The organism is Protofrankia sp. CiP1_Cm_nod1 (assembly GCF_920888515.1).
GTDB lineage: Bacteria > Actinomycetota > Actinomycetes > Frankiales > Frankiaceae > Protofrankia.
On the sequence record NZ_CAKKTM010000017.1, the window covers coordinates 1 to 9,630 of the forward strand.

The window sequence follows — 9,630 nt, forward strand, 5'->3', positions numbered from 1 at the left end:
ACGGTGGCCGGCGTGGCGTCGGCTCGCTGGCTCCTCGGATACGCCGCGGCCATGCTGGCCGCGGCAGCCGGAGCAGCCGGGCCAACCGGAGCAGCCGTGGCAGCCGTGGCAGCCGGAGCAGCCGGGCCAGCCGGAGCAACCGGAGCAACCGGAGCAACCGGAGCAACCGGGCTAACCGGGCTAGCCGGGCTAGCCGGGCCAGCCGGGCCAGCCGGGCCAGCCGGGCCAGCCGGAGCAGCCGGGCCAGCCGGGCCAGCCGGGCCAGCCGGGCCAGCCGGGCCAGCCGGAGCAGCCGGAGCAGCCGGAGCAGCCGGGCCAGCCGGGCCAGCCGCTACCGGAGTATCAGTCACCACCGGGGCTGGTCCGCCCGTGCGGACCTGACCGGACATGGTCAGCGCGAAGCTCGCGGGCCGGCGAACGGCGGGCCTGCTCAGCCCGAGCAGCCAGCCCAGATTCCGCAACAGCCGGATCTGCCGCTGCACGTGGGTACGGCTGTAGCCGGTCTCGGAGGCCAGCGTCACAAGCCCCGGAGAGCAGACCGCCACGGATCCGTCCAGGCCCGGGACCACCAGCTCGCCGACGCGGAGGCCACAGTGGCTGGCGAGCGCGAGCGCGACCAGCTTGGCGGCGCGCGGGAGGCGCGAGCGCAGCACCGCGCGTTGCCAGGCCGAGGGATCCGCCACTGGTGTACCGGAATCGGGCGTGGGCATGAGCACCAGCACGCCAGGGATGGCAAGCTGCCTACCGGCCGCGGCCTTCGCATCCGACACCTGTGTGTTGTCGGCCACATTCCTCCTTCCGGCCAGTTGGTATCGACCAAACAGCGCGTCCCGCTGACGGCGGAGGGCTTCCCGTCGGGAACTCCACATCACCGGAGACGCCACGTCACATCACGTCGTGCCACATCGCCAGGGACAGCGTCCGACATGACGGCGGATGCCTTGGCCTATGGCGTATCTGATGGATGTTCGGTCGCGCGGGCGACCGCCCGGACGACCAACATCCATCGGACACACTCTGGACCAAAGACGGAACGACCGCGTTCCCGGCGCGTCACCGACGGCCCGGATTCCTCCGTCACCGTCGGGTCAGAAGTGACACGATCATATTTGCCGGTGCTCCCGGGGCTCCCACCGATTCCGGGATGCCTGCCGGATCAGTCACGCTGATCCGGCAGGCCCGGAAGTTGATCCGGTGGGCCCGGGTGCACGCCCCCACCCTCATTCCTCAATCCAAGATCCTATTGTCGGATGCGCCGACATCGTTCGATCCGCGTTCAAGCAAGGTACTCCGTCAGCAAGAACGACGAGGCGCCCGCCGACCACCATCGCCACACGAGGACAACACAACTTCACGAAGTCGTTGTGTCAGAATTGGGTAACTGATTCATTTCTTTTGGCGGTCATCTCAACCGTCCACGCAAGGAGAGAGGCGGACAGCAGAGCCCGCCCAGATGATCCATCACCGGCGACGAAGCGCCCCAACCACCACAAAATCATCGGATACCCAAAATAACACATCGAACGACCGGGTCACGAATCCAAAAGATCAACAAATCGGGCACGACAGGGACCGGGACGGGCCACACGGCGCCTCAACCGCATCCTGTAGAAAGACAAAACAAAACGCTACGCAACGAAAACATGATCGAACCAGTGGTCGTCGAGCCCTGCCCCCAGTCCGGACGAGCAACCGCTTATGTCACGGTCCGAGGCGACGGAACAGCCATGATCGGTTCTTCCGGAGCCAACCGACGCGGCCCGAGATCGGCGGAATCGAGAGTAGCGAGCCCGAGATCATCCTGATAGCCGCGGCCAAGGGTGCGACGCTCGAGATCAAGAAGGTGCCGCTTACGGCCGAGACCACCGGCGTACCCCGTCAGAGAGCCGCTGGAGCCGATCACACGATGACACGGAATGATGATCGGAAGCGGATTACGACCGTTGGCGAGCCCCACCGCGCGGAAGGCCGACGGCCGCCCGACAGCTCTGGCGATCTCCGCGTAGCTGCTGGTCGCACCGTAGGGGATGGCCGCCACCGCCTCCCACACCGCGCGCTGGAACTGCGTGCCGACCGGATGCAGCGGGACGTCGAAAGTAAGCAGATCACCGATGAAATACGCCTCGAGCTGTTCGATCACGTCCCGCAGGGACGCCGGATCCGGCTCGATGACCTCCGGCCACCCGGAGCCCGCCGCCCGCTCCCCCATGTGGACCGCGCACAGGCCAACATCATCACCAGCGAGCAGCAACGGCCCCAGCGGGGAGCTCATCCTTGCATATCGGGTAACGCCCTCCACGCGCCCTGACGCTACCGTCCAGCTACTACAGGGGGAAACGACTGCGTCACAACAGCCCAGGACACACGCGAAGATCACATGTTCACGACCGAAGAGTCAGCGAACATGATCCGCTGAGATAGTCATCCGCAAGATCGCAGGATGTCGTCGCGTACTCGGCGACGCTGGCAACCGCGTCCGCCTCCGGGCGGGAGCCCAGCCATGCCACCAGCAACAGCCTGCGCAACAGGACGAACGTCGCGATCATGCCCTCCTCCTCGGCCGACACGGGCATGTGCTGTCGGTAGGAGGTGAGCCAGGCATCGACGAGGCCGCCCACCTCGGGCCGATGCTCGATGAAGGACAGGGACGCGGCCAGGTCGAAGAGGTACCAGCTGAACCCGCAGTCGTCGAAGTCGATGACCGTTGGCTCCTCCGACCGCCCGTCGACCAGCAGGTTCGCCAGGCGCATGTCCGCGTGGACGAGACCGAACCGGTCCGGCCCGGTGCCGAACCGCTCGATCCTGCGGCGGATCTCCTCGGCCGCCCGCGCCAGGACGGCGATCCCGTCACTGTCGATCATCTTCGGCCCGTTCCGGTCGCCGTTGGCTGCGATGCGAATCCCGTCCTGCCACCTCCCCCACCGGCCCTCCGATCCGAGGGTCGTCCGCCACGTCCAGGCGAACCGGGTGAAGCCAGCCGGTGGCTGCCAGGCACGGGCATGCTGGTGCAGCCGCGCCGTGATCTCACCCAGCGCACCGAACCCACGCAGGAGGCCCGCGGCGTCCGACGGATGCGGCGAGGATCCCCGCACCCACTCGAAGAGCGCCGCATAGCGCGGCCCACCGGAACCAGCCGACCGCGCCCCCGGGACGGGTGGGTCATGCGCGATCGCGGTTACCAGTTCCCCGTCACGGCTCGGAACCACCCGCGGCGTACGGATGACGCCGTCATGACGCAGCGCCTGGATCCAGGCCAGCTCCGAAACGATCTCCTCAGGCGGGTGGTAGCCGGGCCGGTACAGCCGTAATGCCCACCGGCACCCCCCGGCCAGGTCGTCCACCTGGTATGTGATGTTCTCCGAAACTCCCAGCAGACCGACGACGGGAGCAACTCCAAGATCATATGAGGTGAGCGCCTGCTCGGCCAGCGCATGTGCCCGGTCGAGGCCAGGCCACCCGGGGTCGGGAAGCACAGCGCTGATCGTAATCAGGTGACACTCCGCATCCGACAGTCGACGGGAACGGACAGGCCATCGGGGATGGGCGGGTCATCGGGGATGGGAGAAGGTGCGCGGAGCCCTGTAGCCGGTCGTGTGCCATCGTCCGTCCCGGGAGAAAACCTCGTCCACGGGCCGCGTACCGTTCCGGTGACGGAAAACGCTTATCACCCTTTTTCCGGAATCAACGGATTGGTCGCGAAGTAGTACGTCGTCCGGCTCATCATGACTCCTTACGTCGGATCCGCCGCCTGCGTTCCGTGTGTCTCCACTCCCTACGTCGGATCCACTCCCTGCGTCAGATCCACGGCGCCGGCCGAAACAGGTACCCGGACGAGGACCGCGTCCTGTTCCGCGTCGGGTTCGCTTCGACGCGCCGCGCTGGCACCGGGTAACCGAGCCTGCTCGTACAGCGCGTGCCCGATCGTTTTCGCGTCGAAGCTGTCATCAGCGTCTGGCCGACGTGCCACCGTCAGTGATAACGTTGCTGCGCGAATATCTGGTTCCGCCCCGGCGGCCTGCGCCAGGAAACGGTCCACGGCGGCATTCTGTTCAGCGGTGGGCGTGAGCCCTCCGTCACCGGCCTACCCCGTCGCACCCGCCGAGCCGGCGGTCGCGCCATCGGCGATGGGCGGCGCACCGTCGGCGTTCACGGCCCCCTCGCCCGTCGGCGGGTGCCGGCCCGGGAAGTTCCGCGACAGTGTGCTGGTGCGTACCCGCAGGCTCCGGATGTCGGCGGCCAGCGACGTAAGGCGGGTGCCGCCGGTTGCCGGCGCGGAACGGAGCCGCCCCCCGGTCAGGACCTGGCCGGCGCCATGTGCGTCGCGAGCGAGTTCGCCGAGCGTGACGAGCCCGCCGCCGCCGGGAACGCAGCCGAGCAGCGCAAGCCCGACATCCCCCAGGGAGGCGCGGCCGGCGCCATACCGGGCGAGGGTGTCGGCAAGGACCACGAGCGCGGCGGCAAACACCACCCACGCGACCGGCCCACCGATGACGGGCGCGACCACGCCCAGGACGGCGACGGTGGTTTTCGCGGCCCGGACAGCCGCGTTCCAGAATCGCCCGGCGTGTTCTGTCACGACCTCCCAGAAATGGCGGGACCTGTTCCGGATTCCCGCCCGGGAAGCGGCACGGATCGCGGCCGCGCAGATCGTCGCGGCATCCTCCCGCATCTGCCGCGCGGACGAGGCGAGGCGACGGGCCGTGTCCAGGTCGGCCTGCGCGTCCTGGAAGGTTCTTCTCGCCCGCTCGAGACGGGCCATGGCCGTGTCACGGTCGTGGATCGCCCACGTGACCTGGGCCGGATCAGGTGGAGGCGCCTCGACCGGGCCGGCGAAGAGGCCTGAGGCCGACACGCCCGGTACGGCGGTGGCAGGTACAGCAACGGGTATGGCCACCGCGGGCGACGCGGAAATCAGCGCGGTCCGCGCCAGGGCGGCCAGCGCATGGGCCTGATCGCGGCGGGCACACGCGTCCAGGCCGCTCGCGAGCGCGGCATCCGCCTGCGCCTGCGCCGTCTCCAGGACCGGCCCGTAGGCGTTCAGCGCGTCCCCGGCCATGCGGTGGGACGTCTCGAGTGCACGCAACTGCCCGGGGAACTCGCCGAGCTCGTCCCGGTAGCCGTCGCCGGCCCGCCCCAGCCAGGACCGCGCGGCCCCGTCGGCGGTCAGCGCGGCGACCTGGCCGCGGGCGCGTTCCACGTCCGCGGCGAACTCCAGGAGCCGGCGCGCGAGATCCCGCACGGCAGAGGGGTCGCCAGGCGTCGGATCGGCATCCAGGCCGAGAACGTCCCAGCCCACGGGCCGGCTCATTGCGGCCCACGACCAGAAGAATATGCGGGCCGGTTACGACAGCCCGCGGACAGCCAGCCGACCTGCACGTACATGCCCATCACTCCGACGGCTCAGGGGCGAAGCCAGGCAACCAACGTGGACATGTTGACGGTAACGCGAGAACCGGCCGGACGCACCCCTCCGCCAAGGATTTCATGCCAGAACATCCGGCGACCCCCGCCAAATGTTCAGAGCTCCATCGAATGGCCAGGGCGAAGCCGCTCGGGTACACTCAACGACAGCATCCCGCGCAGCGGGTATTCGCGGGTATTCGGCGTCGACGGCACTGGCATACCGGCTACCGTGGGTACGCGGATTCGTCCGTGCACCGGCCCAGGAGCGCGCATGACGCGCTATGACAAGCATCACAGGACGTCGCCCGCCCCTCGAGCACGCAAACAATACAGCCGCAGGTCAGGCCATGGCACGACCGGCACGGTCAAGGGGGCAGCCAGCCAGTGAACACCTTTCTTTCGGATCTTTCGGAACGCTTCCGGCAGACCTCTATATCTTCGGCTATATCCTCGACCGGAACAACGGGAGGGGACGCGGATGACGATACTGGGCCTGCTGGCAGGCGCGTTGACGACGGGATGCTGGCTGCCACAGCTCCTGCGGTCCTGGCGGACACGGTCCGCCAGGGACATCTCCTGGACCTATCTGGGCATCCTCGGGCTGGGGGTGACTCTGTGGCTGAGCTATGGTCTGCTCACCAACGAAATAACGATCATCCTGGCGAACGGGGCGACCATCAGCGCCATCATCACCCTGGCAGGCCTGAAAGCCCTGTTCGACCGCGAGGCCCGGGAGACCACATGACGACCGGTGCGGCGGCCGCGAGGGCCTGAGCCCCGGCGGCCGCGCACGCAGAAGCTGGACGGATCCGAGCAGGGCCCCGTGGCGGGCTCGTTACGGGCATTGCCCGCGAGGGTGCCGGGAGCAGTGACTCCCGGCTTGCCGCGAGCCGAATCCAGCATTTCCGAAAAACGGAACTTCCGATGAATTTTCAATGAATCCGGCCCCGTGATCAGTATCCGGCGGAATACATAGATCAGATGGTCGACTGCCGTTCGACTGGGTGTTGCCTCGCGTCCACGTAGGTCTGCAAACGTGCTGACCCGGTATTTCAAAGAGGGGACAATTACCCATGTCTGTGAGTCGTCGCCAGGTCATCGCCGGCACCGGAACGGCGGGTCTGGGATTCGTGTTGTCAGGAGCGGTTGGTTCGATCTTCGGTGGGACTGCCTCGGCCGCGACGCCGAACGGGTTCCACGGCTATGGGGAGCTCATCCCCGACCCCGCAAAAATCGCCGACCTCCCCAAGGGCTTCCAGTACAAGGTTCTCTCCCGGGCCGGTGTGGACACGGTGCTGACGGGCGAGAAACTTCCGGGGCTCCCGGACGGCATGTTCGCCTTCCCCGGACGCAAGCGCAACAATGCGGTACTGGTACGTAACCATGAGCTTTCCCCCGGCGCGGCGAACCCGGTTCCGCACCTGCCCGGGCTCGTCTACGACCCGGGTGCCGCGGGCGGCACCACCACCGTCACGGTCGAGGGCGGCCAACTGCTCTCGCAGGTGGCGAGCCTCGCCGGAACGATCCGCAACTGCGCCGGCGGCCACACCCCGTGGGGAACATGGCTGTCGTGCGAGGAGACCGAACTGACCCCGGCCTCGGATGCCCGCCTGACCAAGAAGCACGGTTACGTTTTCGAGGTGGATCCCCAGGGCCGCCTGAACGACACCGAGGCCGTCCCGCTGAAAGCGCTCGGGCGCTATGCGCACGAGGCGGTTGCGGTCGACCCCAAGACCGGGGTCCTGTACCTCACCGAGGACGCGGGCTCGCCGCTCGGGCTGATCTACCGGTTCCTGCCGGCGAAGCCGCTGGGCGGCCCGGGCAGCCTGCGGGCGGGCGGGAAGCTGCAGGCACTCGCGGTGGCCGACGTACCCGATCTCTCCGTGTTCACCGAGCTCGGCACCACACTGCCGGTCACCTGGGTCGACGTGCCCGACCCGGACGCGACGACCACACCGGTCCGCAAGCAGTTCGCCGACAACGCGGTCACCCGCGTGTCCAAGGCCGAGGGAATCTTCTGGGAGCGGACGAGCGCCTACATCGTCTCCAGCTATGCCAAGGCCAGCTCCAGGCTGGCAGGTGTGCACGAGGGGCAGGTCTGGGAGTTCAACCCGCGGAAGTCGACCATCGAACTGGTGGTCAGGATCGCCCCGGGCGGGCGTTTCGACGGCCCTGACAACATCACCATCTCTCCCTACGGCAGCCGTATCGTGCTCGCCGAGGACGGCGACGGTGAGAACTACCTGACCGTCGTGGGTGACGACGGCACCGTCTATCCGCTGGCACGCAACGTCGCTTCCGACGGTGAGTGGGCCGGCGTGACGTTCTCCCCGGACGGCACGTGGCTGTACGCCAACGCCCAGGTCGACGGCCTGACCATCGCGATCACCGGCCCCTGGCGGAACAACTAGGAAAGCAGGAGGGCAGATACGGCAGAGGTCTCGTCCGTGGCGTTGTCGGAGCCGGAACGACACGACAACGCCACGACGTCACCGGCGCGGGTCATGCGGAACTCTCCTCCCCGGCTGACGCGACGCCAGGTCCTGGCCAGCGGTACGGTGGGCAGGCCCGTCGGCGCGCCCTGACGTTCTTTCTCGGATACCTCTGGCTTGTATCCCGCGTTCTCTTCCTGGCCGTCTCTATCCTCCCGCCGGTCCGCGCCAGCTCGTCGGCCGGTCAGCAGGCTTCCTCCGACGGATATCCCGCCGCGTCGGCGAACAGTTGCTCGTAGCGCCGCTCCAGATCCCTGCGGCGGGCGAGCAGCGGGGCCACGAGCTCCACCAGGCGTTCCCGCTCACGGATGAGCGCCGAACAGCCATCGCGTTCCGCGTCCTCGACCGTTTGCCGGTCCTCGTCGGTCGCGCCTGGCTGTCGGGCCACCTCGGCCAGGGCAGCCTCACAATGATCGATTTCCTCGGCGATGGCACGGCAGACCCGGTTCGCCTCCGCAAGCGCCGACCACGCCCGGCCCGCGGCGGCGTCCCGACGGGCGATCTCCTCGGCAGTCACCGACGCGGCGGCCCGTTCGTGAGCGGTGATCAGCGGCTCGACACGCGCGCGGTGCTGACAGAGCCGACGGTCCGCCTCGGCGGCTGCCGCCACGGCTGCGCCGAACTCGCTCTGCCGTCGCGACACGAGGCCCCCAAGACGCGATCGCTCGTTGCGGTTGCCGAACCGGTCACTCCGCCAGTCGTTGGCAAGCCTGTCTCGCTGTCTGCGAGCATCCCGTAACCGTCTCTCGGCGAAAAGCACCATGGAAGCGGTGTGAGCGGCTCTGGCTTCCAACCGCTGGACCTCGGCGCGTAACCGGATGGCCTCAGCAAGATCAGAACGTGCCCGCTCGACCGCCGCGAGGGCGGTGGCCGCGTCGCTGGCGGCCGACCGGCAGCTGTCACGGGCCCGTTCGGCCTCCCACAGCCGGCGGTTGGCACCGTCGTGGACGGCGACGAGCTCCTCGACACGTCGGTCCCGCTCGACACGTGTGCTGGCGGAACGGAAGGCGGCGATGTCGAAACCGGCGAGCCGGCGGTCCAGTTCGGTGATCCGCAGCAGCTCGGGGGTTCTTAGCAGGTCGAGAAGCTGCTGCCCAACCTCGTCCCACTGATTGCGCAACGTACGCAGGCTGACTTCGGCCGCGACCTGCTCAACCACCGCGACCCGCTCGACGAGCCGCTCAACCCGTCCCAGCACCATGACCGTCCCCCAGGTTGGCCAAGCGGTGGTGCCCCGCAGCGGACGAACCGTACGCGGCGATAACGACGAGAATTAACAAAATTACAGATAGTAAGAATACTAGCGCACCGGGACCATGTGCAACGCATGCGGCCAGCAAAAACCGCCACATCCCGGGCAGCCCTCCACGCTCCAGCCCCCACACCCCGAGCTCGACGCTCCAGACGTCCACGCCCGAACGACGGGGGGGAGCGCTCGGCGTCAACCGATACGCTTCGTGATAACGGTGATCGGAAAACGGCCACCACCCGAACAGCAATAACGATCTTGTTTTTCGTCCACCTCGGCGCATCCGGAGCGGACGGGGAGATGCCGGCCGGCAAGTCGGCCGAAGCGCACGGCCAGTAACCACACCCTGGGGCCGGTCTCGCATATGCACGTGCGAATGACCGTGCTGTATCCTTCCCACGAAGTACGTGCATATGCACGCGCTGATGATTGACCGTCCAGTTGCTCATCGGCAGGCGGGGAGGGAACGTGGTCCACGCAGGGCTC

General features: G+C 67.9%; 7 protein-coding genes. 2 read left to right on the forward strand and 5 right to left on the reverse strand.

The window, feature by feature from the left end; translation table 11 throughout:
- Positions 1–1,696: 1,696 nt before the first annotated feature.
- The 4 genes from NBX02_RS22825 to NBX02_RS00985 all read right to left on the reverse strand — a co-directional run bounded on the left by NBX02_RS22825 (position 1,697) and on the right by NBX02_RS00985 (position 5,296).
- Complete coding sequence (locus NBX02_RS22825) at positions 1,697–2,272, reverse strand: methylated-DNA--[protein]-cysteine S-methyltransferase (protein ID WP_445548191.1); 576 nt, start codon at positions 2,270–2,272, stop codon at positions 1,697–1,699.
- 109 nt (positions 2,273–2,381) lie between these two features.
- Positions 2,382–3,473, reverse strand: coding sequence for a phosphotransferase (locus tag NBX02_RS00975; protein ID WP_250289587.1), 1,092 nt, complete (start codon positions 3,471–3,473; stop codon positions 2,382–2,384).
- Between the two features lie 299 nt (positions 3,474–3,772).
- Entirely contained in the window at positions 3,773–4,036 is a 264-nt protein-coding gene (locus tag NBX02_RS00980) for a hypothetical protein (RefSeq protein ID WP_250289589.1), read from the reverse strand.
- A gap of 45 nt (positions 4,037–4,081) precedes the next feature.
- Positions 4,082–5,296, reverse strand: a complete 1,215-nt coding sequence (locus NBX02_RS00985) for a putative T7SS-secreted protein (RefSeq protein ID WP_250282965.1) — start codon at positions 5,294–5,296, stop codon at positions 4,082–4,084.
- 585 nt (positions 5,297–5,881) lie between these two features.
- Here NBX02_RS00985 and NBX02_RS00990 point away from each other — a divergent pair.
- Positions 5,882–6,148, forward strand: coding sequence for a SemiSWEET family transporter (locus NBX02_RS00990; protein ID WP_250282967.1), 267 nt, complete (start codon positions 5,882–5,884; stop codon positions 6,146–6,148).
- A gap of 328 nt (positions 6,149–6,476) precedes the next feature.
- Positions 6,477–7,814, forward strand: a complete 1,338-nt coding sequence (locus NBX02_RS00995) for an alkaline phosphatase PhoX (protein ID WP_250282969.1) — start codon at positions 6,477–6,479, stop codon at positions 7,812–7,814.
- A 265-nt stretch (positions 7,815–8,079) separates the two neighbouring features.
- Here the strand turns inward: NBX02_RS00995 and NBX02_RS01000 are convergent, their stop codons facing one another.
- Entirely contained in the window at positions 8,080–9,096 is a 1,017-nt protein-coding gene (locus tag NBX02_RS01000) for a hypothetical protein (RefSeq protein ID WP_250282971.1), read from the reverse strand.
- Between the last annotated feature and the right edge of the window lie 534 nt (positions 9,097–9,630).